Annotated in this window: 17 protein-coding genes; 11 read left to right on the plus strand and 6 right to left on the minus strand. The window is 72.9% G+C overall.

All coding sequences use genetic code 11. The features are described from left to right. Positions 1–63 precede the first annotated feature (63 nt). The gene (locus tag AB0B29_RS04405) at positions 64–1,644 is read left to right on the plus strand and encodes a hypothetical protein (protein ID WP_362233756.1); all 1,581 of its coding nucleotides are present in this window, start codon (positions 64–66) and stop codon (positions 1,642–1,644) included. Here the strand turns inward: AB0B29_RS04405 and AB0B29_RS04410 are convergent. Then, a complete protein-coding gene (locus tag AB0B29_RS04410) occupies positions 1,634–2,047 on the minus strand; it encodes an organic hydroperoxide resistance protein (RefSeq protein WP_161368937.1) in 414 nt (137 codons plus the stop codon). The genes AB0B29_RS04405 and AB0B29_RS04410 overlap by 11 nt on opposite strands. A 95-nt stretch (positions 2,048–2,142) precedes the next feature. Between AB0B29_RS04410 and AB0B29_RS04415 the strand changes: the two genes are divergently transcribed. Beyond that, entirely contained in the window at positions 2,143–2,661 is a 519-nt protein-coding gene (locus AB0B29_RS04415) for a MarR family winged helix-turn-helix transcriptional regulator (protein ID WP_436845774.1), read from the plus strand. Here AB0B29_RS04415 and AB0B29_RS04420 read toward each other — a convergent pair. Continuing rightward, positions 2,588–4,234: a glycosyltransferase family 39 protein gene (locus tag AB0B29_RS04420; RefSeq protein ID WP_362233929.1), complete on the minus strand. Its 1,647-nt coding sequence runs from the start codon at positions 4,232–4,234 to the stop codon at positions 2,588–2,590. The two genes, AB0B29_RS04415 and AB0B29_RS04420, sit on opposite strands and share 74 nt — an antisense overlap. A gap of 157 nt (positions 4,235–4,391) precedes the next feature. Here AB0B29_RS04420 and AB0B29_RS04425 point away from each other — a divergent pair, with 157 nt between their 5' ends. Then, positions 4,392–6,110 carry a glycosyltransferase family 2 protein gene (locus tag AB0B29_RS04425; RefSeq protein ID WP_362233761.1) on the plus strand — a complete coding sequence of 573 codons (1,719 nt, stop codon included), beginning with the start codon at positions 4,392–4,394 and terminating at the stop codon, positions 6,108–6,110. Positions 6,111–6,187: 77 nt separating this feature from the next. Beyond that, a complete protein-coding gene (gene galE / locus AB0B29_RS04430; protein ID WP_362233764.1) occupies positions 6,188–7,168 on the plus strand; it encodes a UDP-glucose 4-epimerase GalE in 981 nt (326 codons plus the stop codon). Positions 7,169–7,414: 246 nt separating this feature from the next. Here galE and AB0B29_RS04435 read toward each other — a convergent pair whose 3' ends face one another. Beyond that, positions 7,415–8,041 (minus strand): TetR/AcrR family transcriptional regulator, encoded by a 627-nt coding sequence (locus tag AB0B29_RS04435; protein ID WP_362233766.1) that lies wholly within the window; start codon positions 8,039–8,041, stop codon positions 7,415–7,417. A gap of 183 nt (positions 8,042–8,224) precedes the next feature. Between AB0B29_RS04435 and AB0B29_RS04440 the strand changes: the two genes are divergently transcribed. The 4 genes from AB0B29_RS04440 (at position 8,225) to AB0B29_RS04455 (ending at position 13,965) form a co-directional block, all read left to right on the plus strand. Then, complete coding sequence (locus AB0B29_RS04440; RefSeq protein ID WP_362233769.1) at positions 8,225–9,139, plus strand: ABC transporter permease; 915 nt, start codon at positions 8,225–8,227, stop codon at positions 9,137–9,139. After that, positions 9,132–9,962, plus strand: coding sequence for an ABC transporter ATP-binding protein (locus tag AB0B29_RS04445; RefSeq protein ID WP_362233771.1), 831 nt, complete (start codon positions 9,132–9,134; stop codon positions 9,960–9,962). The genes AB0B29_RS04440 and AB0B29_RS04445 overlap by 8 nt, the downstream gene beginning before the upstream one ends. Before the next feature lie 158 nt (positions 9,963–10,120). Continuing rightward, entirely contained in the window at positions 10,121–12,322 is a 2,202-nt protein-coding gene (locus AB0B29_RS04450; RefSeq protein WP_362233773.1) for a CDP-glycerol glycerophosphotransferase family protein, read from the plus strand. After that, the gene (locus AB0B29_RS04455; RefSeq protein ID WP_362233776.1) at positions 12,319–13,965 is read left to right on the plus strand and encodes a glycosyltransferase family 2 protein; all 1,647 of its coding nucleotides are present in this window, start codon (positions 12,319–12,321) and stop codon (positions 13,963–13,965) included. The genes AB0B29_RS04450 and AB0B29_RS04455 overlap by 4 nt, the downstream gene beginning before the upstream one ends. A gap of 204 nt (positions 13,966–14,169) precedes the next feature. Here AB0B29_RS04455 and AB0B29_RS04460 read toward each other — a convergent pair whose 3' ends face one another. Both AB0B29_RS04460 and AB0B29_RS04465 read right to left on the minus strand, forming a co-directional pair. Continuing rightward, positions 14,170–15,639, minus strand: coding sequence for a hypothetical protein (locus AB0B29_RS04460; protein WP_362233779.1), 1,470 nt, complete (start codon positions 15,637–15,639; stop codon positions 14,170–14,172). Continuing rightward, a complete protein-coding gene (locus tag AB0B29_RS04465) occupies positions 15,623–16,081 on the minus strand; it encodes a GtrA family protein (protein WP_362233781.1) in 459 nt (152 codons plus the stop codon). Before AB0B29_RS04465 ends, AB0B29_RS04460 begins: the two co-directional genes overlap by 17 nt. A 368-nt stretch (positions 16,082–16,449) precedes the next feature. Between AB0B29_RS04465 and AB0B29_RS04470 the strand changes: the two genes are divergently transcribed. The 3 genes from AB0B29_RS04470 to AB0B29_RS04480 are packed head-to-tail and all read left to right on the plus strand — an operon-like array spanning position 16,450 to position 19,699. Beyond that, positions 16,450–17,622, plus strand: a complete 1,173-nt coding sequence (locus AB0B29_RS04470; protein WP_362233783.1) for a nucleotide disphospho-sugar-binding domain-containing protein — start codon at positions 16,450–16,452, stop codon at positions 17,620–17,622. Then, entirely contained in the window at positions 17,619–18,695 is a 1,077-nt protein-coding gene (locus AB0B29_RS04475; RefSeq protein WP_362233786.1) for an NAD-dependent epimerase/dehydratase family protein, read from the plus strand. The genes AB0B29_RS04470 and AB0B29_RS04475 overlap by 4 nt, the downstream gene beginning before the upstream one ends. Further along, entirely contained in the window at positions 18,692–19,699 is a 1,008-nt protein-coding gene (locus AB0B29_RS04480) for an aldo/keto reductase (protein ID WP_362233788.1), read from the plus strand. Before AB0B29_RS04475 ends, AB0B29_RS04480 begins: the two co-directional genes overlap by 4 nt. A 137-nt stretch (positions 19,700–19,836) precedes the next feature. Here the strand turns inward: AB0B29_RS04480 and AB0B29_RS04485 are convergent, their stop codons facing one another. After that, positions 19,837–21,069, minus strand: a complete 1,233-nt coding sequence (locus tag AB0B29_RS04485) for a class I SAM-dependent methyltransferase (RefSeq protein WP_362233791.1) — start codon at positions 21,067–21,069, stop codon at positions 19,837–19,839. Between the last annotated feature and the right edge of the window lie 23 nt (positions 21,070–21,092).

Below are 21,092 nucleotides of genomic sequence, written 5' to 3' on the forward strand. Positions count from 1 at the left end.
GGGGTCAGGGCAGGCGTAGGGCGGGAACATTCGGCGCATGCCCCAGACCCCCTCCGCCCTCCGGTGAGCGCCCCGGCCCTGGTCCGGCGGGCCGTGCGCGGCGCGACGGCGCTGCGCGGCGGCCGTGTCGGCAGGCTCACCCCGTACCAGTTCTACGGCGCCCTGTTCTGGCTGGTGATGACGCTGGCGTACTGGCGGATCCCGTTGTGCTGCGACGCCGGGCAGCACGCGGCGGTCGTCGAACGCCTCAAGGCCGACTTGCTGCACCCGGCCCACTCCATGGCCGACCTGCCGGGTGAGGGCAGCCCCTACTACGGCCCGTACGCCGTCGTCCAAGGGGTGCTGGCGCGGCTGACGGGGCTGTCCGGCTGGGAGGTCGTGAAGCTCGCCGGGCCGGTGCACCTGCTGGTGCTGCTGACGGGGCTCGGCCGGTTCGTCAGGACCCTCACCCCGCGCCCCTGGGCGCCGGTGTGGACGCTGCTGTTCATGACGCTGCTGTGGGGCACCGCACGGATCCTGTGGAGCGGCTACCTCGGGCTGATGTCGATGACGACGAACCTGGGCTACCCGTCCACGATCGCCATCGGCCTGACGTTCTGGGCGTGGGCCTGGACGGGCACCCGGGCGCGGGACGACGCCCCCGCCGTGCGCTTCGTCGGCCCGAGCGGGCTCGGCGGCTGGTGGGGGTACGCCGGGATCGGCGTCCTGTACGGGCTGATCCTGCTCACCCACCCCGTCACGGCGGCCTCGGCGCTCACCGGGGCGGTGGGGATCGTGGCGGCCCGGCAGCGCGGCTGGCGCCGTCCGGTCGTGGCCCGCTGGGCCCTCACCGGGGTGGCCTGCATGACGGTCGCGGTGGCGTGGCCGTACTACGACGTGCTGACGCTGGTCAGCGACACCGGCATGGACGCGATGCACCGGCAGCTGTACGAGAGGATGCTCGCCAATTCCTGGCTCGCGCTGTTCGGTCTGCCCGCGCTGTGGGCCCGGGCCCGCAGGTCGGCGCGTGATCCGCTGGTGTGGATGTTCCTGCTGGAGTGCCTGCTGGTGGCGTACGGCTGGGTGAGCGGGCACTACACGTACGCCCGGGCCCTGTGGGCCGTGCTGGTGCCGCTGCAGTTCGCCCTGGCGGTGGAGCTGGCGGCGCCCCGGCCCTGGCGGCGGGCCCGGCGCGTACTGGGCGGGGTGGCGGCGGCCGGGGTGTGCGTCGGGTTCGTCACCGTGCACGCCGGGGCGGTGGTGCCGCGCTCGGTCGACCCGGTGGGGTTCGCGCAGCCGACGCGCTGGCCGTCGTACGACTGGGCGGCCCGGCACATCGGGCCCGGCGAGGTGGTGATCACCGACGGGTACCTGGCCAGTCACGCCATCGCCGGGTACGGGCCGAACCTCGCCGCGCCCATCTGGCCCGACCCCGCCCTGGACGAGCGGGAGCGGAAGCGCCGGGCGGCCGACGTGCGCGCTTACCTGGCCGCCGGTTCGACCCGCGCCGAGCGGTCCGCCGTCGTCCGCCGCTATCACGTGCGCTGGCTGTTGCTGACGCGCTGGCACCCGGTGCCCGAGGAGGCCGTGGTGGTGGCGTGGAGCAGCCGGACGGGGGAGGTGCTGGCACGGGTCGGGGGTGGCGTGCGGGGGGTTACTCGATGACGAGGTCGACCTCGATGTTGCCGCGGGTGGCGTTGGAGTACGGGCAGACCTGGTGGGCCTGCTCGACGAGCTTGCGGCCGGTCGCCTCGTCCACGCTGTCGGGCAGCTCGACGCGGAGGGTGACGGCGAGGCCGAAGCCCTCACCCTGCTTGCCTATGGAGACCTCGGCGGTCACGGCGGCGTCGCTGACGTCGACCTTGGCCGCGCGGCCGACGAGGCCGAGGGCGCTGCCGAAGCAGGCGGCGTAGCCGGCGGCGAAGAGCTGCTCGGGGTTGGTGCCCTGGCCGTTGCCGCCCAGCGCCTGGGGCATGCCCAGGGCGAGGTCCAGCACGCCGTCGGAGCTGACGGCGCGGCCCTCGCGGCCGTGGGTGGCGGTGGCGACAGCGGTGTAGAGCGCGTCCATGGAAAACCTTCCCTCTCACGTCAACGTTCGGCGGCCCGCTTCCGGGCCGCCCGACACCCAGAATTAGAGCACACAATTCAGTTGTGCACAATTGAATGGTGGGCACGAGCTATCCTGGGAGCATGAACACGCCGGACGACGACTGGCTCCGCCTGGACCAGCAGATCTGTTTCTCCCTGCACGCGGCCTCCCGCGCCTTCAACGGCGTCTACCGCCAGATCCTCAAGGACCTCGGTCTCACCTACCCGCAGTACCTGGTGATGCTCGTGCTGTGGGAGCACGACGAGCTGCCCGTGAAGAAGCTCGGCGAGCACCTGCGTCTCGACTCCGGAACGCTGTCGCCGTTGCTGAAGCGGCTGGAGGCGGCCGGTCTGGTGCGCCGGGAGCGCAGTGCGCGCGACGAGCGGTCGGTGGAGGTGCGGCTGACCGAGGAGGGCGTCGCGCTGCGGGCGCGGGCGCTTCAGGTGCCGCGCCGGATCGCGTCCTCGACGGGCTTCGGCCCCGAGGAGGTCCGTGCCCTGCGCGCCCGCATCGACGAGCTCACCACCGCACTCGACGCGGCCGCGGCGCTCGCGGAGCCGCAGGGCGGCTCGCCCGGGACCGGGCCGTCGTAGCCGCCCCGGGCGGGATGCCGGCCGGCACACCGGGGCGTTCGTCGCCCGGCTGCCGCCGGACGTGGAGGCGGAGGACCACTCCGTCCCGGGTGTGCTGCTCCCGGACGGTGAACTCCTCCCTCAGGACGGCGAGCTTGGTCCGCTCGACCGGATCGGCCGGGGACCAGCGGGGGTTCAGCACGTGCGCCTCGGCGACGACCCAGACGCGGTCCACCGAGGCGAGCCGCCGGCGCAGCTCCCCGGGGGTCGCCTCCCGGCCCCACAGCGTCCCGGAGCGGGGCGCGGACTCCCGCAGCGCGATGTCCTGCGCCCGCCGGAACCCCTTCGGGTAGGCCAGCGCGGCGAGCCTGCCGACCGACGGCAGGAACAGCACGGGGTCGCCGGGGCGCATCCGACGGACGGCGAGCGCGGAGACCACGGCGAGGTTGTCCGGGCGGTGGGCGGCGGACCGGTCCTGGCGGTACACGGGGAGCTGGGTGAGGAAGGTGCCGATGAGGGCGAGGACAGCGATGCAGCCCATGACACCCCGCACTTGCCGACCGCCAACCGCCACCCGCCGACCGTCGGACCATGCCCGCGGTCCGCCGACCCACATCCGCCTGTCTATCCACTTTCGCCGCCCGTCGCCCCCTGCCGGGCGCCCGTCACAGCCCATCCGCCCCAGTGCCCGGCCCACTCGCCCGGCCCCGGCCGCGACCAGCAGGGACGCGCCCGCAAGCGAATAGAGCACGTACCGGTCGTGGTAGAGCGGCCGGACCTGCGAGACGGTCATCAGGATGCCCGGCGGCACGAGCAGCAGCGGCACCGCGACCGCGGCCGTGCGCCGCTCCCGGAGTCCCACGGCCATCAGCAGCAGCGCGCCCCAGAACACCGGCCCGGCCGGACCGGGAGTGAAGTTGCGGGCGAGCCTCTCGACCCGGTCCCACCCGGGCGGCACCAGCCAGGCCACCTGCCCGGCCTGCCCCTGCGACACCCACACCAGCGGCAGCAGAAGCAGTGCCACCGCCCCCGCCGCGCGCCCCCAGCAGGACCACATCCTCCTCGGCACCCGCAGCAGCGCCAGCGTCAGCGCGTGCGCGCCCAGCACGGGCACCGCCAGCTCGTGCAGCGCACAGGTCAGGGCGACGGCCGTCCCGTATCCCCACCAGGCCCGGGTCCCCGCCCCCTCCACGGCTCTCAGGAGCAGCAGTGTCGCCCCTGCCACACCTCCCGCGACCAGGGCGTACGACCGTCCCTCCTGGGCGTAGTGGCCGGTCATCGGGGTGATCGCGTAGAGGACACCGGCCCCCAGGCCGGCCCGGGGTCCGGCCAGCCGGACGCCCAGGGACGCGACCAGGCCGGCGGTCGCCGTCGCCGCGCACACCGCAGGCAGGCGCAGCACGACCTCGTCCGGGTGAATGGTGAGGACGGCGTGCATGAACAGGTAGTACAGGCCGTGCACCGCGTCCACGTCGTGCAGCAGCCGCCAGATCTGCGGGACCGTGCGCTGCGCGACCTGGAAGGTGACGCTCTCGTCTCCCCACATGCCGCCGCGGTCCAGTCCCCACAGCCCGACGGCGAGCATCACCGCCATGGGAACCGCCACGGGCAGCGCCCTCGTGGCGAACCTGCCGCTCCCCGTCGACTGTCCGCTCTTCACGGCCCGATTCTGTGCTGGATGAGAGGCTTCGCGCAGGTTTGATGGTGTGTTATCACTTTCATGTCATTCGCCCGGCTTACGATCCGTCGTGATGAGTGCCGAGAGTGAGACCGAGAGTGAGGCCCGGAACGTGACCGGGAGTACGGCCGGGAGGGACGCCGGGAAGCCGCTCGCCGAGGTCGCCGTCGTGGTGATCGGTTTCGACGACGCCGCCCATGTGACGGACGCCGTCCGGTCGGCGCTCGCCCAGGGACCGGTCGTGCGCGAGGTGGTGGCCGTCGACGACTGCTCCAAGGACGGCAGCGCCGGCCTGCTGGAACGGCTCGCCGCCTCGGAGCCCCGCCTGAAGGTGATCCGCCGCCGGGTCAACAGCGGCGGCTGCGGCACCCCCCGCAACACCGGGCTCTCCGCGGTGACCTCGCCGTACGTGATGTTCCTGGACAGCGACGACGTCCTGCCGCCGGGCGCGGCCGAGGCGCTGCTGCGAGCGGCCGAGGGCGCGCACGCGGAGGTCGCGGGCGGCCTGTGCGTACGCCGGGAGCTGCCGTCGGGGCGCGAGATCGCCTGGCAGGAGCGCCTCTACGCACTGCACGCCGTGGTACCGCACCCCGCGCGGCGACCGCGCCTGGTCCACGACACGCTCTGCGTCAACAAGCTCTACCGCACCGATTTCCTGCGCGTACACGGCATCCGTTTCCCCGAGGGCCGCTTCCCGTACGAGGACGTGGTCTTCACCGCGCGCGTGCTGGCCGCGGCCCCGCGCATCGCCCTGGTCCCGGACCGGGTCTACGTCTGGCACGTGCGCCGGTCCGCCGGGCGGCTGTCGATCTCCCTGGACCGGGCCGGTGTCGAGAACTGGCGAGCCCGCACGGAGGCGTGCCGGCAGGCGCACGAGGTGCTGCTGGGCGCCGGGCAGAAGGAACTCGCGCGGGCCGTGCGCGCCAAGTTCCTCGACCACGACCTGCGGATGTACGTGCGCGAGCTGGTGTTGCGCGACGTCGCGTACCGGCGCGCTTGGTGGGAGCTCACGCGGGCGCACCTCGCGGAGTACGACGCCGACGACTGGGCCCGCAACCCGGCCGCTCCGGGCCGGCTGGCCGGACGGGTCGTCCTGGCCTCCCCGGAGCCGTGCGACCTGCCCCGGCTGCGGGAGCTCGCCGCCCGCCCGGCCCGCCTGTGCCCGCCGTACGCCCGTGCCGGGGACGGCACGCCCGTCTGGTCGCAGCGGCTCCCGCAGGTCTCCCTGGAGCCCCTGCGGGCCCGGCCGGTGCAGGCGCTGCCGCTCGCCGTCGACGGGGAGCTGCGGCCGGGCGCGCGGGGCACCCGGCTGCGGCTGCGTCTGCACGAGCTGTACGGGCGGGTGGCGCAGGCGGGTCCGGAGGCGGTGGACGTGGAGTGGCGGCACCGGGACGGCGGCGACGTGGTGGTCCGGGGCGCGAGCGTGGCGCTCGCGCCGTGTGCGGGGGCGGGCCCCGAGGCCCCGGGGACCGCCGGCACCCCCGGCGGCCGCGAGGCCACGTGGTCGGCGGAGACGGCCGTCGACCTCGCCGCACTGGCCGCGCTCGGCGCGGGCACCTGGGACCTGCGCCTTCGCATCCGCTTCCGCGACGGCGCGAGCCGCGACGTCACGGCGCACGCGCTCAAGGGCGCCGGTCTGCTGCGCCGCAGCGCCGTTCCGAGCGCCCGGCAGGGCGTGGTACTCGTACAGCCGTACTCCACCCACTCGGGCGCGCTGGCGCTGCGCGTGGCTCCCGGCGTACGTGGTGTGCTGTCGGTCGTACGCCGACGACTGCGCCGCCTGCTTCACTGAAGGCACGACGACAGCAGCGAACACACGGATCGGCGCGCAGCACCACCACGGGCCAACTGACGAGGGGACGGCCGCACATGACCTGGTTGATCACCGGCGGCGCCGGCTACATCGGCGCTCACGTCGTACGGGCGATGACCGCGGCGGGCGAACGGGCCGTGGTGTACGACGACCTGTCCACCGGCATCGCGGAGCGCGTGCCCGACGGGGTGCCGCTGGTGGCGGGCTCGACCCTGGACGCCGAGCTGATCGCCCGCACCCTCGCGGACCACTCGGTCACCGGCGTCGTCCACCTCGCGGCGAAGAAGCAGGTGGGCGAGTCCGTCGAACGGCCGCTGCACTACTATCGGGAGAACCTCGAGGGCCTGCGGGTGCTGCTCGACGCCGTGACGGCGGCGAACGTGCCGTCCCTCGTCTTCTCCTCCTCGGCGGCGGTGTACGGCATGCCGGACGTGGACCTGGTCACGGAGGAGACGCCCTGCGAGCCCATGTCGCCGTACGGCGAGACCAAGCTGGCCGGCGAGTGGCTGGTGCGGGCGACGGGCCGGGCGACCGGGCTGTCGACGGCGTCCCTGCGCTACTTCAACGTGGCGGGCGCGGCGAGCCCGGAGCTCGCGGACACCGGCGTCTACAACCTCGTGCCGATGGTCTTCGAGAAGCTCACGGAGGGCGCGCCGCCGAGCGTCTTCGGCGACGACTACCCGACCCCGGACGGCACCTGCGTACGCGACTACATCCACGTCGTCGACCTGGCCGAGGCCCATGTCGCGGCGGCCCGGGCGCTGCGCTCCTCCCCCGGCCGCAGCCTCACGCTCAACATCGGCCGGGGTGAGGGCGTCTCCGTCCGCGAGATGATCGACCGCATCAACGCGGTCACCGGCCACGACCGGCCGCCGGCCGTCGTCCCCCGCCGCCCGGGCGACCCGGCCCGCGTGGTCGCCTCCGCCGACCGCGCGGCCACGGAGCTGGGCTGGAAGGCCCGGCTGGACGTGCAGGACATGATCACGTCGGCGTGGGAGGGGTGGGTACGGCTCCACCCGGAGGCCCGGCGGGCCTGACCGGCCCGAGCCACTCGCCGGCACCCGCACGAGCGGCTGCACGGGACGAGCGGCTGCACCGCACGAGCGACTGCCCCGCACGAGTGACTGCCCCGGATATGAGCCCGGGGCGGGCTGGGCGAGCCCCGCGTGAGCCCTGGACCAGCCGGACGAGCCCGGGCGCGCATGCCGGGGCTCACTCATGTGGGGCGCGCGCCCGGGCTCACCCGGGCCGGGCGCTCCCCTCCACCACCGTCGAGCCCCCTCCTACAACGCCTTCAGCCCCTCCGACGTGGCCCGGGCCAGGGCGGCCAGGTAGCCCTTCGGAAGCTTCGGGCTGCGGATCACCACCGAGCGCCAGTAGAGGGGGCCGGAGATCAGGTCGAGGGCGAGGTCGTGGTCGACGCCCTCGCGCAGCTCGCCACGGCGTTCCGCCGCCGTCACGATGCCGGTGGCGACGCCGTCCTGCCCCTCCCGCAGGGCCTTCTGCATGGCCTCGGCGATGTCCGGGTTGCGGGCCGCCTCCGCCTGGAGGTCGGGGATGACCTGCGAGGCGACGGGGTGGCGCAGCGCACGGGACGTCACCTCGTAGAGCAGCCGCAGGTCGCCCTCCAGGGAGCCGGTGTCCGGCGCGGGCAGGCCCTGCACCGCGAGCGCCGAGACGATGTCGAGGACCAGGTGCAGCTTGGAGCGCCAGCGGCGGTACACCGCCGTCTTCCCGACCCCCGCCCGGCGTGCGATCCCCTCGATGGACATCCGCGCGTAGCCGACGGCCGCCAGCTCCTCGAAGACGGCCGCCCGGATCGCTTCCGTCACGTCCTCCCGCAGTACCGCCGCCCCCGCGGGGGCCCGGCGACGCGGGGGCTGCTGGGGCTCGTCGGGGTTCGTCGTCATGCCGACAGCATAGGGCGTCACGACGAAACGGTTGCGTTCCGACGTCAGTCCGACGTACGCTCCCGTTGCGACGATACGGTCCCGTCCCGACGTAAGAGTTCGTGAAGAGTCCGGTAAAAGACCACCCGCCCCTTGCTCTTCGCGGCCCTCCGGTCACATACCCCCCGAGCGAAAGCAGCGGATGTGAGTACGGTCCTCCACACACCGCCCCAGCCCCCGGCCCCGGCCGACCACGACCTCGCGGCCCTCGCCGCCCGCCACGGCCTCACGGTCAGCGGCGCGCGGCCCTCCCTGCCCGAGTACGTCCGCCAGCTGTGGGCCCGCCGCCACTTCATCACCGCGTTCGCCACCGCCAAGCTCACCGCCCAGTACAGCCAGGCGAAGCTCGGCCAGGTCTGGCAGGTGATGACGCCGTTGCTGAACGCGGCGGTCTACTACTTCATCTTCGGCGTGCTGCTCGGCACCAAGCACGGCGTGCCGGACTACATCCCGTTCCTGGTCACGGGCGTGTTCATCTGGACGTTCACGCAGAGCTCGATCATGGCGGGCACCCGCGCGATCTCCGGCAATCTCGGCCTGGTGCGCGCCCTGCACTTCCCGCGCGCCGCGCTGCCGATCTCCTTCTGCCTCCAGCAGCTTCAGCAGCTGCTGTTCTCGATGGCCGCGCTGGTCGTCATCCTGCTCTGCTTCGGCGTGCCGGTGTCCGCCTCGTGGCTGCTGGCGTTCCCGGCGCTCGCGCTGCAGTTCACCTTCAACGCCGGCGTCTCGATGATCATGGCGAGGTGGGGTGCCAAGACCCCGGACATCGCACAGCTGATGCCGTTCATCCTGCGCACCTGGATGTACGTCTCGGGTGTCATGTGGAGCATCGACAAGCTGGCGAAGAACGACAGCCTGCCCCACGCGGTGAAGATCGCGCTGGCGGCCAACCCCGCCGCCGTCTACATCGACCTGATGCGCTTCGCCCTGATCGACAGCTTCCACGCGGGCCAGCTCCCCGCCCACGTGTGGGCGCTCGCGGCCGGCTGGGCGCTGCTCGCCGGCGTAGGCGGCTTCATCTACTTCTGGAAGGCCGAGGAGACGTACGGACGTGGCTGAACACCCGAACGAGAAGATCCCCACCGTCGTCGCCGACGGCGTCGACATCGTCTACCGCGTCAACGGCACCGGCGCCGGACGCGGCTCCGCGACCGCCGCCCTCAACCGCATCGTGCGCCGCAAGCAGACCGAGAAGGCCTCGGGCGTGCGCCGGGTGCACGCCGTGAAGAACGTGTCCTTCGTCGCCTACCGGGGCGAGGCGATCGGCCTGATCGGCACCAACGGCTCCGGCAAGTCGACCCTGCTGAAGGCCGTCGCCGGTCTGCTGCCCGTGGAGAACGGCCACATCTACACCGACGGCCAGCCCTCCCTGCTCGGCGTGAACGCCGCCCTGATGAACGACCTCACCGGCGAGCGCAACGTGCACCTCGGCGGCCTGGCCATGGGCATGTCCCGCGAGCAGGTCAGGGACCGCTACCAGGAGATCGTCGACTTCTCGGGCATCAACGAGAAGGGCGACTTCATCACGCTGCCGATGCGGACGTACTCCTCGGGCATGGCCGCTCGGCTGCGGTTCTCCATCGCCGCCGCCAAGGACCACGACGTCCTGCTGATCGACGAGGCGCTGGCCACCGGCGACCGCTCCTTCCAGAAGCGCTCGGAGGAGCGCATCCGCGAGCTGCGCAAGCACGCGGGCACGGTGTTCCTGGTCAGCCACAACAACAAGTCGATCCGCGACACCTGCGACCGGGTGCTGTGGCTGGAGCGCGGGGAGCTGCGCATGGACGGGCCGACGGAGGACGTCCTCAAGGAGTACGAGGCGTTCACCGGTGACAAGACGCCGAAGCCGAAGCCCAAGCCGAGGGCCGCCGTTCCCTCCTGAAGGACGCGCTCTCGTGAAAAGACGCCGTGCCCTCGTGAGGGCCGCCGTTCCCTCCTGAAGGTCGCCGTTCCCTCGTCAGGCCCACCCGGTCGGCCCTTTTGTCCCATTGGTGGCAGCATGACCGCATACGGTGTGCAGCTGTGAGAGGGGGCCCCGGGATGGCCGAGCTCAGTGTGATCGTCCACGGGCCGAACGTTCAGGACCATCTGACGGAGCTCCTCGACTCCCTCGCAGCCCACCCCCTGCCGGACGCCGAGGTGATCGTGGCCGCGGTGGGCGACTGGGCCCGGGAGACGGCCGAGCGGCACACCCCGGACGGCGTGGTCGACGTAGTGCCGCTGCCGGACGGCGCCGGTGCCGCGGCGGCCCGGGCGGCGGGAGCGTCCCGGGCCTCCGGCCGCTGGCTGCACTTCGTCCACGCCAAGGACGGCCTGCCCGCCGGCACCCCGCGCACGGTCGCGGAGCGGGTGGGCGAACTCCCCGGCGAGGTCGACGTCCTCCTGCTCGACCACGTCCGCAGCACCTGGCACACCTCCGGCATGGCCTCCCCCGACGGCCCGCTCCTCGCCCGGGCGGGGCGCGCCGAGGTCGCCCTCGACGACTGCGCGCCCCTGCTGCGGCTCACCCCGCTGCTCGGCACCCGCGTGCTGCGCGCCGAGTTCTGGCGGGCGCACGAGTCGCGGCTCAGCACCGACGACGAGCCGTACGCCGCCCTGGCCGCCCTGCTGCTCGCCGACCGCGTCGCCTGCCTGCCGCACGTCGCCTACGAGGACCGCAGGCTGCGGCCCGCGAGCCTGCCCCCGGTCGCTCCCGAGCAGCGGTACGGCCTCGTCGAGCGCTACGAATCCCTCCTCGACCTCACCCGGGACCGGCGCGCAGCGCACACCGTGCTCTACGACGTGATGGTCCGCGACTGTCTGCGCACGTTCGCGCGCGGCGGCATGCCGGAGGAGGTCGCGCGCGAGTTCTTCCGCCGGGCGTCTCTGGCCGCCCTGCGCCACCGCCCCGAGGGCTACCGCCGCCCGGCCGGGCTCGAAGGCGTCCGCCGCGCCCTGCTGGAGGAGGACGCCTACGCGAAGTACCGGGCCTTCCAGGCCGTCAACCGCGCCCGCCGCACCGCCAGATCGGCCGTACGGGCCCGGAAACGCCAGGCCGGGGCCAAGCTCCGCGACCACCAGTACCGCAGGGCCCTCGGCCGTCCCGTCAACCCGCACCTCGCGGTGTTCGCGGCGTACTGGAACCGCGGCGTCGCCTGCAACCCCGCCGCGATCGCCGCCAAGCTCGCCGAACTGGCCCCGCAGATCCACGCGGTGTGGGTGGTCACCGAGGAGAACGCGGCCCTCCTGCCGCCCGGCACCGACCACGTGGTGCCCGGCAGCCGCCGCTACTGGGAGGTGCTGGCCACCGCGAAGTACCTCGTGAACAACGTCAACTTCCCCAACGCGGTGGTCAAACGCCCCGACGCGATCCACGTCCAGACCCACCACGGCACACCCCTGAAGCGCATGGGCCTCGACCAGATGGCGTTCCCCGCCGCCGCGCAGGGCCTGGACTTCCAGGCGCTGCTGGAACGCATCGACAAGTGGGACTTCAGCGTCTCGGCCAACAGCCACACCACCCGGATGTGGGAGCGCGCGTACCCGTCGCGCTACGTCTCCCTGGACCACGGCTATCCGCGCAACGACGTCTACTACACCGCCGGCGCCGCCGAGATCCGCGCGGCCCGCGACCGGCTCGGCATCGCCCCGGGCCACCGCGCGATCCTCTACGCGCCCACCCACCGCGACTACGAGGCCGGCTGGACCCCGCGCCTGGACCTCGCCACCCTCGCCGACCGCCTGGGTGACGACACGGTCCTGCTCGTGCGCGGCCACTACTTCTACGGCGGCGCCGCCTCCCCGCTCACCAACCTGCGCCGCACGGGCCGAATCATCGACGTCTCCTCCTACGACCCGGTCGAGGAACTGTGCCTGGCGGCGGACGCCCTGGTCACGGACTACTCCTCGATCATGTTCGACTACGCCAACCTCGACCGGCCGATCGTGATCCACGCCGACGACTGGGAGACGTACCGCACCACCCGCGGCGTCTACTTCGACCTCATGGACCAGGCCCCGGGCCCCGTCGCCCGCACCCAGCAGCAGCTGACGGAGATCCTCACCACCGAGGCCTGGCGCGACGAGAGCGCGGCGAAGACCCGGGCCGTGTTCCGGCGCCGGTTCTGCGAGTACGACGACGGCCGCGCCGCCGAACGCGTCGTCCGCCGGGTGTTCCTCGGGCAGGACGAACGGGACCTGCCCCCCGTGCTGCCGATCGAGGAGCGCACCCCGGCCCCGACGCCGCAGGAGGCGACCGCATGAGCACCCCCGACGTCACCGTGACGGTCATCGTCTACAACGACGCCGAACGGCTCACCCGCGCGGTCGAATCGGTGCGCCGCCAGACCCACGCGAACCTCGAGATCATCATCAGCGACGACCACTCCACGGACGCGACCCCGGCGGTGGCACAGCGGCTGGCGGCCCAGGACCCCCGGGTGCGGCACCTCCGCCTCGAACGCAACAGCGGCGGCTGCAGCGCCCCGCGCAACCGTGCCCTGCAGATCGCGCGGGCGCCGTTCCTGATGTTCCTCGACAGCGACGACGAACTCCCCTGCAACGCGGTCGAACTGCTGCTCGCCGCGCACCGCGAACGCGAGATCGACTTCGCGATGGGAGCGGTGGAACGGGTTCGGGTGGACAACGGCCGCCGCTCCACGTGGATGCCGCACCTCGTCGCCGAGCGCCGCACGCTCGACGGTGTCGAGGCCGACCCGCGCCTGTTCTTCGAGCACCTGTCCACCAGCAAGATGTACGCCCGCGCCTTCCTCGACCGGCACGACCTGCGCTTCCCCGAGGGCATCCACTACGAGGACCAGCTGTTCTCGGCGCAGGCGTACTGCCTGGCCACGAGGTTCACGATCATCCCGGAGCCGGTCTACCGCTGGTACGTGGCGCCCTTCGCGGACTTGGAGACGGCGTCGATATCGAACCAGCGGCACAGGCTCGCCAACGTCCGGGACCGGATCCACGTCCAGCACCTCATCGACGCGTTCCTGGCCGACAGCGGGCACGAGTCGCTGCGCGAGGACAAGGATTACAAGTTCCTCAAGCACGATCTGCGGATGTACGCCGGCGACCTGCCCTACCGGGACGACGCCTGGCTGACGTCCTTCGCTGACATCGTCACGCCCTACCTCGACACGCTCGCTCCGGGCGCGTTCGCACGCCTCCCGCGCGCCGAACGCGTCGTCATCCAGCTGATCCGCGACCGCCGTCTGCCGGAGGCGCGCCTGGCCGCACGGGGCCTGGGCCACGCGGTGGGCCCGAGGACCGTGACCGCCGACGCGGCAGGCCGCACCTACTGGGGAGAGCGCGTCCCCGAGTCGGAGTGGTCACGCCGCGAACTGAGCGTCGCCGACCTGGAGCTGGAGACCCGCCCCTTCCCGAGCGCCCAGTTCCGCCACGAGATCATGGAGATCACCCGGGGCCCGGGCGCTTCGATCGACCTCACGATCCGCACCTACGACCCGGCGCTGCGCCTGCCCGTCGGCCCGCAGCGCGCGACCCTCCTCATCGCCCCGGGCGGCCGTCGCCTGCACGTCCACTTCCGCCTCTCCCCCGTCCGCCCCGGCCTCTTCGAGGGGCACGCCCACCTGGACCTCGCGGCGGCCCCGCTCCCCCTCCAGGGCTTCGCGGGCATCCGCCACCCGCTGCTCCGCCTCCAGCACCAGGGCCTGTCCCACACGGGCCTGCTGCTGGCCCCCCTGGCCTTCCCGGCCCTGACGACCCGTGTCCCTTCCCACCAACTGACGGTGGAACCGGAGGGCCACAACCCGGGCCGCCTCCAGGTCCGCTGGGAGCCGGCGGGACTGACGGCAAGGGTGATCCGCCCGACAGTACGCAGACTGGCCCGCCCGAGAGTGAAACGAGCGGTGCGGCTGGTGGCGAGCGCGTTGAAGTAGCGGCCGATGCGGACATACGCACCGGTGACACAGCTGCGGGCACGCGCACCGTGACGACATAGCTGCGGGCATGCGTGCCGCTAGGGGCGGCACGGGTGGGCGTGGGGGTCCCCCCTGCTCGAGCGAAGCCGGGAGCTTGGGGGAGGCACCCCGCTACGCCGGGCTGCGGAACCCCCCGCCCCCAGCCCCGACCCGCAGCACCCGCTACCGCACCACCGCGTACAGCACCTGCCCCTCCGGCCCCCGAGCCACCTCCCGCAACCCGGTGGCACCCCGCAAACCGACCCCCGCCATCACCCACCGCACCCCGTACTCCCGCAGAATCCCCGCCCGCTCCCCCTCCGGCGTCCCCGCCGCGAAGTACCGCCGCACAGCCTCCACCCGCCGCCCTTCATCCGGCAGGAAGAAGTCGGGATACCCGGGCGCCACCGTGTAGGCCCCGTACGCCGGGATCTGCCGGGCCGGCCGCCCCTCCCGCGCCATCACCACATCCCCGTACCTCACCCAGGGCGTCATCCACTCGTACCCCGTCCACGGCCGCCGGTACTTCTCCGCGACCGCTGCCGGCAGATCCCCCTGCCGCACCACGTACCCGACCGTCCCCACCTGCGTCCAGGCCCCCAGAGCCAGCGCGGCGCCCAGCACGCACGCCCAGCCCACCCGCACCCCGCGCCGCCCCGCCTCGCACACCTCCACGGCGACCGCGAGCTGCGCCGGAACCAGCACCGCCGGCAGGGCCCGCCCCCACGACCAGTGCCCGCTCACCCCGCCGGCCGTCACCAGCACGGCCCCCAGGACGAAGAACAGCACCAGCGGATCCCACCGGTCCCGCCACCACCGCACCCCGAGGGCCACCACCCCGAGCAGCACCAGCCAGTACCGCCCGGCCAGATCGTCGTACAACGGCCGGTGCACCGCCTCGAGCCCGCCGCCCGCCCCGAACAGCGCGAAGAAGTCGTAGTACGGCCACAGCGCCAGCACCCCGAGCCCCAGCGCCAGTCCGGCGCCGAGCCGCAGCCACGCCGTGCGGTCCGGCCGGGCGGCGACCACCGTCGCGGCCGCACCCAGCGACGCCACCACTCCCGAGAACTGGTGGCACAGCAGAATCACCGCCCACAAGACCCCGAGCCCGAGCCACGTCCCCCACCCGGCGCCCCTGCGCGCCACCCGCCCCAGCCACGCCCAGAGGTGGAACGCCAGCCCGAGCGCGAACAGGCTCGGATACGGCACCGTCAGCGCCAGCGAATTGAGCCCGTAGAAGCCGCTCCACTTGAACACGGCCGTCCCCCACAGAAGCAGCAGGCTCAGCAGGGCCAGCGCGGGCGCGGCGCGATGACCGGTCAGGGTGCGCACGTAACGCCACACCCCGGTCACCAGCAGCCCGAGCCCGATGAGCGCCCCGAGCCGCAGCACCACGAAGACCGACAGGCCGGTCACTCGCGCCACACACCCGAGGACCAGCGTCCAGGGCGAGTAGTACGGGCTCGGCGTGTCCGCGTCGACCAGCGGATCGCCCGGGTCGACGAGGTCGTGCCGCAGGCGCTGGACGGTCGCGGCGTGCATGCCGAGGTCTCCGGCCCAGGGCAGCCGGACGATGACCAGGAGGAGCAGCGCGACCACCGCCGAGGCGGCGAGCCACGCGGTGAGGACGGCCGGTCTAGGCGGGGCGCGCATCGTGCGGGAACACCCAGGTCCGGTAGACGAGGAAACGGAAGGCCGAGGCCAGCACGATGGACAGCGCCTTCACCGCGTTGGATTCCAGCGGCCCGTCCAGGCCGAGGCCGTGGTAGCCGACGTAGAACAGCCCGCTCTCCATGGCTACGCCGATCGTGCTGAGGACGAAGAACAGCGCGATCTGACGGCGGGTGCGGGACGCCCGGTCACGGTAGGTGACGTACCGGAATCCGAGGTAGTTGCCGCCCATGGCGATCAGGCTGGCCGGCACGGTCGCCACCATGGCGGCCAGGTGCAGCCCGTGCAGAAGCACGTTGAACACCAGGAAGTTCACCGCGACGCCGCTGCCGCCGACCAGCGCGAAGTGCACCACTTCGAGGACGACGCGCCTGGCCGGGCGGGCGGGGGCGGCCACGCGCTCCTCGGAGACGTTGAGAGTCACGCCCCAAGCCTTAGCCGGATCGGGTAAGTCCTCCAGTCGAATCGCCCCAGAAGGTGGTCTCGTTCGCTTGATTGTTCGTTAAGCCCACAACGAGCCCGGTCCCACTCAACGCACACCGCACACCCCCAGCTCACACCCCGACCGCCCGCTGGAACCGTGCACCCGGCCTCTCTCGACGAACCCACGACACACCAGGCCGGCAAGCCCGCGATACACCAGCAAACCCCCTCCGGGCGTTAGTGGTCGCTGATACGTCAGGTTGCGCCTGCGCCGGACCACCCCGCCCTGGCACACTCCGCCCGTGTCCCACCCCGTCACCGACTGCACGCGTTACCGCACCGTTCACTGACGCCAGACTGGAGACGCACATGCGGTTCCTCTTCACCACCGCGCCCCTGGCCGGTCATCTGCTTCCCCTCGTCCCTGTGGCCTGGGCCCTGCGAGCCGCGGGCCACGACGTGCTGCTGACGACCCGGCAGAACGCCGTCTCCATGGCCCTGCGGTCGGGACTGCCCGCGGTCTCGTGCGGTCCGGCCGCCGAGTTCACAGACCTGGTCGACGGCGAGCCGCGGCCGGACGGTGCGACCCCGCCGGACGCCATGGGCATGCCGCACGACAGGGGTGGACAGCGCTACGCGCACGGCCGCGTGCTGGCACGCATGGCGGTCGGAAGCCTGGCGGGGATCGGGAGACTCGCCCGGGGGTGGCGCCCCGATCTGATCGTCAGCGAACGTGCCGAGTCCGCCGGGCCGCTGATCGCCGCTGGCCTGGGCATCCCGTGGGTGCGGTACCACTGGTCGGTCTCCGAGCTGCGCGAGTACCGTGACGCCGCCGACGTCGAACTGGCCCCGGAGCTGGACCGGCTCGGCATCCCCGGACCACCGGAGCCGGCCCTCGTCCTCGACCCGTGGCCGGCAGGTCTGCGCGCGGCCCACGCCGTCGGCCACCACGGTGTCCGGCATGTCGCAGCCAACGGCGACGCACCCCTGCCGGACTGGCTGTTCGAACGGCGCGACAGGCCCCGGATCTGCGTGACGCTCGGCACCCTCCTGCCCCGCTACGGGGCGACCGGAGCGCCCGGCCGCATAGCCGCCCTGATCGATGAACTGACCCGGTTGGACGCCGATTTGGTGGTGGCTGTGGACGACGACGTCGTCGTCGGCTGGCCGCCGCTGCCCTCCGCCGTACGGCATGCCGGGCGGCTGCCGCTGGCCGACGTCCTGCCGGCCTGCGACGCGGTGGTGACGCACGGCGGGCAGGGAACGGCGCTGACCGCGGTCGCCGCAGGTCTGCCCCAGGTGGTCGTGCCGCACCTGGACGACCAGTTCGACAACGCCGAGGCCCTGTCCGCGGCGGGTGCCGCCGTGCTCATCCCGCCGTCGGACGCCACACCCGCGGCCGTCTCGGCGGGCTGCGCCGAACTGCTCGGAAACCCCTCGTACGCGAAGGCGACGGACCGGCTCGCCGACGACATGGCGCTGATGCCGGCGCCCGCGGACGCCGTCGCCCTGCTGGAACGCCTCGGAGGAGGTACGCGGTGAGCACCGGCCTCGAACCGCTCAACCGCTCGAACGACCCCCGCGGACCGCTCATCACCGTGCTCGGGGCTTCCGGCTACATCGGGTCCGCCGTGGTCGGCGAACTCGCCCGTCTCCCGGTACGGGTGCGGGTGGTGACGCGCGGCACCGAGCCGGTCCCGGCCGACGTGGCAGCCGGTGCCGCCGACCTCACGGTGTGCCGAGTGGACCTGACCCGGCCGGGTGCGGCCGGAGACGCCGTGGACGGCGCGGACGCGGTGATCCACCTCGCCGCCGAGATCGGCGGGGCGCGGTCGTGGAGATCGGCCGCGGAGGGGTCGCAGGACGTGGCCGCCGCCCTGATGCGGGACGTCGTCGGGGCACTGGCCGGCGGCGCGGGGACACCGCCGGCGCTGGTCTTCGCCAGCACCGTGCAGGCCGCGGCGGCGGGCGGTACCGGGCCGGGGCCGTATGCGCGCCAGAAGATCGCCGCCGAGCGGGTGCTGGCGCGGGCTACGTCCGAGGGGACGGTCCGCGGTGCGGTGCTGCGGCTCGCCACCGTCTTCGGCCGGAGCACGCCGACGGGCTCCGTCGGGCGGGGTGTGCTCACCGCGATGACCCGGCGGGCGATCAGCGGTGAGCCCCTCACGATGTGGCACGACGGCTCGGTCAGGCGCGACTTCCTCCATGTACAGGACGCGGCCCGGGCGTTCGTCGCCGCGCTGCCGCGGGTGGACGCGGTGCGCGGCGGGCCGTGGGACGTCGGTACCGGCGCCATGGCGCGGCTCGGCGAGGTCTTCTCCGACGTCGCCGCGCTCGTCGCCGAGCACACCGGACGCGCGCCGGTTCCGGTCGTCTCCGTGGCCCCTCCGGAGTACGCCGACACGGGCGACTTCCACAGCCCGCGCTGCGACCCTTCCGCCTTCCGCGCCGTGACGGGCTGGCGCCCCCGGGTGCCGCTGTCGGAGGGGCTGGACGATCTGGTGAGGGCCATGACGGCTACGACGGCTACGACTGCTACGACGGCTACGACGGCTACGACGGCTACGACGGCTACGACGACAACTGCGCGGTCGAAGGGCGGGATCCGGAAGTGAACGAGAAAAGCGGACAGGGACGGTACACCCGGCTGGGGCGCAGCGCGACGCTGGTGAGCCGGCTGTGGCTGGGCACGGTGAACTTCAGCGGGCGGGTCCCGGACTCGGCGGCCATCCGCCTCATGGACGAGGCCCTCGACCGGGGCATCAACTGCGTGGACACCGCCGACATCTACGGCTGGCGCGTCCACAAGGGGCACACCGAGGAACTGCTAGGGCGTTGGCTGGCCCGCAGCGGCGTACCGCGCGAGGACATCGTGATCGCCACGAAGGTGGGCGAGGAGATGAGCGGGCGGGTCAACGACGGCGGCCTGTCGGCCCGGCACATCATCTCGTCCTGCGAGCAGTCGCTGCGGCGGATGAAGCTGGACCACATCGACCTGTACCAGATGCACCGGGTGGACCAGTCCGCGCCGTGGGACGAGATCTGGCAGGCGATGGACCAGCTGGTGACTTCCGGGAAGGTCCGGTACGTGGGCTCGTCCAACTTCGCCGGCTGGAACATCACCGCCGCGCAGGAGTGCGCGAGGCGCCGGCAGTCGTTCGGGCTCGTGGCTGAGCAGTGCCTGTACAACCTGGCAGTGCGCCACGCCGACCTGGAACTGCTGCCCGCCGCCCGCGCCTACGGCCTCGGCGTGTTCGCCTGGTCGCCGCTGCACGGGGGTCTGCTCAGCGGGGTGCTGCGCAAGCTCGCGGCCGGTACGGCGGTGAAGTCGGCGCAGGGACGGGCCGAGCGTCTGCTGCCGGAGGTGCGGCCCGCCGTCGAGGCGTACGAGCGGTTCTGCGAGAAGATCGGCGAGGATCCCGCCGTCGTCGGACTGTCTTGGGTGCTGTCCCGGCCCGGCATCAGCGGTGCGGTGATCGGGCCGCGCACCACACAGCATCTGGACTCCGCCCTCCGCGCCCTCGACCTCGTCCTGGGCGACGCCGAGCTGGCCGCCCTGGACGAGATCTTCCCGGCCGTGGGCAACGGCAGGGAGGCCCCGGAGGCCTGGATCGCCTGAGTCGGGGACCGGGCGGCCCCGGGCCGCCCGGGTGGTTGCCTGAACGCCAGGCCGCCCCGCCCGGAGAACGACGGGGCGGGGCGGTCGGAGACGGCGAGAGACGCGAACCGTGCGGGACGGGGGCGTGGCCCCTGCTGCTACACGACCTCGAGCCGCGGCAGCGGGAAGACCAGTCTGCCGCCGTTGTCCAGGAACTGCTGCTCGCGCTCGACGAAGCCGTCTCGGTAGATCCACGGCAGGACCAGCAGTTGGTCGGGCTTCCGGGCCTTCGCCTCCTCCTCCGGGACGATGGGGATCCCCGTGCCCGGTGTGAAGCGGCCCGCCTTCTCGGCGCTGACCTCGCCGATGCAGGGCAGGTCCGCCTCGGTGAGCCCGCAGTACTGCAGGATCACGTTGCCCTTGGTGGAGGCGCCGTATCCCAGGGTTTGCAGGCCGGCCTCACGGGAGGTGGCGAGGAACTCCCGCAGGGTGTCCCGCTGACCGCGGACGCGCCGGGCGAACGTCTCGAAGGGCGCCATCGTGTCGAGCCCGAGTTCGCTCTCCCGGGCGCGGATCCGGTCCAGGCCGGCTTCGTCCGGGCGGTGGCGGGTGCCGTTCCTGGCCAGGATCACGCAGAGGCTGCCGCCGTACACGTCGGTGAGTTCGGCACGGATCACGGTCAGGCCGACCCGCTCCGCCATCCACTCGATCTGCCGCAGCGCGTAGTACTCCAAGTGCTCGTGGCAGACGACGTCGTAGGCGTCGGCCTCCAGCATGGCGGGCAGATAGCTCTGTTCCAGGAGCCAGATCCCGTCCTCGGTGAGGATGTCGCGCACGTCCCGCATGAAGCCCATCGGGTCCGGCAGGTCGTAGAACATCGCGATGGAGGTGACGACCTTGGCGCGCCGCGCCCCGAACCGGTTCGCGAAGGTCTCGCGGGAGAAGTAGTCGGTGATCAGCTCGGCGTTCGGCGGGTACAGCTCGCGGAACTTCGCGCCGGTGGGGTCGATGCCGACCAGTCGGGGCCCGTCGGCGGGGTAGGCGCGCAGCAGCGTCGCGTCGTTGCTGCCGATGTCGACGACCAGGTCACCGGGGCCGGGGTCGGCCAGTTCACGGACGGCGGCGACCTTGCCGCGCAGGTGGTTGATCATGAAGGGCCGGATCCCGGACCGGTATCCGTACCCCTCGCCGTACATCAGGCCGGGGTCCGGTGTGTGCCGCAGCTGCACCAGACCGCAGCCTCCGGGCGAGCACTTGACGAGTTCCAGCGGGATCGAGGGGACGACCTCGTCGCGGCGCGTCGGGAACACCCCGGTGAGCGCCTGTTCTCCCAGGTCCAGTACGGGCAGCAGCTCCCTGTTGGCGCAGATGCGGCACGCGTTGACGATCATCGGGGTCCTTTCGGGGCGCTCGG

This window comes from Streptomyces tibetensis (genome assembly GCF_040647715.1).
GTDB lineage: Bacteria > Actinomycetota > Actinomycetes > Streptomycetales > Streptomycetaceae > Streptomyces > Streptomyces tibetensis_A.

What these genes read in the sequence shown, in the direction of transcription:
- AB0B29_RS04470 (WP_362233783.1), top strand. Translation starts at nt 16,450, where the DNA reads ATGCGGTTCCTCTTCACCACCGCGCCCCTGGCCGGTCATCTGCTTCCC.
- AB0B29_RS04410 (WP_161368937.1), bottom strand. Translation starts at nt 2,047, where the DNA reads ATGGACGCGCTCTACACCGCTGTCGCCACCGCCACCCACGGCCGCGAG.
- galE (WP_362233764.1), top strand. Translation starts at nt 6,188, where the DNA reads ATGACCTGGTTGATCACCGGCGGCGCCGGCTACATCGGCGCTCACGTC.
- AB0B29_RS04450 (WP_362233773.1), top strand. Translation starts at nt 10,121, where the DNA reads ATGGCCGAGCTCAGTGTGATCGTCCACGGGCCGAACGTTCAGGACCAT.
- AB0B29_RS04455 (WP_362233776.1), top strand. Translation starts at nt 12,319, where the DNA reads ATGAGCACCCCCGACGTCACCGTGACGGTCATCGTCTACAACGACGCC.
- AB0B29_RS04420 (WP_362233929.1), bottom strand. Translation starts at nt 4,234, where the DNA reads ATGGCGGTGATGCTCGCCGTCGGGCTGTGGGGACTGGACCGCGGCGGC.
- AB0B29_RS04460 (WP_362233779.1), bottom strand. Translation starts at nt 15,639, where the DNA reads ATGCGCGCCCCGCCTAGACCGGCCGTCCTCACCGCGTGGCTCGCCGCC.
- AB0B29_RS04485 (WP_362233791.1), bottom strand. Translation starts at nt 21,069, where the DNA reads ATGATCGTCAACGCGTGCCGCATCTGCGCCAACAGGGAGCTGCTGCCC.
- AB0B29_RS04435 (WP_362233766.1), bottom strand. Translation starts at nt 8,041, where the DNA reads ATGACGACGAACCCCGACGAGCCCCAGCAGCCCCCGCGTCGCCGGGCC.
- AB0B29_RS04425 (WP_362233761.1), top strand. Translation starts at nt 4,392, where the DNA reads ATGAGTGCCGAGAGTGAGACCGAGAGTGAGGCCCGGAACGTGACCGGG.
- AB0B29_RS04415 (WP_436845774.1), top strand. Translation starts at nt 2,143, where the DNA reads ATGGTGGGCACGAGCTATCCTGGGAGCATGAACACGCCGGACGACGAC.